The sequence below is a fragment of the Amycolatopsis thailandensis genome (genome assembly GCF_002234405.1).
Lineage (GTDB): Bacteria > Actinomycetota > Actinomycetes > Mycobacteriales > Pseudonocardiaceae > Amycolatopsis > Amycolatopsis thailandensis.
The window spans coordinates 1-922 of the sequence record NZ_NMQT01000275.1 but is presented as its reverse complement, the minus strand read 5'-3'; the positions used below and the strand labels follow the sequence as shown (position 1 = coordinate 922).

General features: G+C 72.7%; 1 protein-coding gene. It reads right to left on the bottom strand.

Annotated features, from left to right (window positions below):
- Positions 1–295: 295 nt before the first annotated feature.
- On the bottom strand, positions 296–922 hold a 627-nt coding region (locus CFP71_RS42270; RefSeq protein ID WP_143267299.1), incomplete at its 5' end, for a DUF4383 domain-containing protein.

The window sequence follows — 922 nt, the reverse complement described above, 5'->3', positions numbered from 1 at the left end:
CCCGCGGCCTGGCGGGCGGGCGCCGGGCGGGCTCCACGAGGCGGGGCCGGGCGGGAAGGAACGCGTCCGGGCGCGTCCTGCCTAGGCCGGGCGGGACGTCGATCCCCATGCCCATTCCGAGGCGGGTACTCCACGCGGTCTGCTCCTTCTGGTCGTAACCGGTCGACGGTCTCTTCAAGGGACGCATGGTGCCTGTTGCGGGTTGTCGCAGGATTACACATCCCCCCGAAGATGTGGCACGCACCACCGGTTTCCCGTCAATGGTACGGAGAACGCCTGGTCAGCGCCGCCTGGATCAGGGCAGGACTCGCCTGGCCGCGCGGGCGGGGACCAGGGTGGCGGCCGCCGCGAGCATCGCGACGACGATCGTCGCGACCGGCAGCGCGACCGAGGCGGCGCTCACCTGCTTACCGTCGAGGGCGCCCATGAGAGGCGGTGCGCACGCGACCGCGCAGACCAGCCAGGTGCCGGTCATCCGGCTGGTGCCGTTCCGCACGGTGTGCAGCAGGTACACCCCGAGCAACAGGTTGACCAGGCTCTGGACCGGCCCGAACCGGATTCCGAGGAGGTCGGCGTCGGCCGACGCGCCCCCGAACCTGGTCAGCGCGAAGCCGAACACGCCGAGCATCGCGTACGCCATCCCGACCGTCGCCGCCGCGCGGCAGAACACGGCGGCGCGCAGGCCCGGCTCGTCGACCGCGCGCTGCTGAGGTCCCGAATGACGCTCGAACCACCAGAAGACGAGCACGGCGGGCACGGCCAGCAGCGCGAGCGCGAGCAGGACCCTCGGGCGGGCCAGCCAGCTGAGCCCGTCCACGAACGGGCCTGGCAGGTAGACGACGGCCACGAGCAGCAGCATCGCGGACAGGAAGCCGAGGTAGAGGCTCATCGGGGCGCGCAGGGCGAGCCGGGCGGTGGCGGC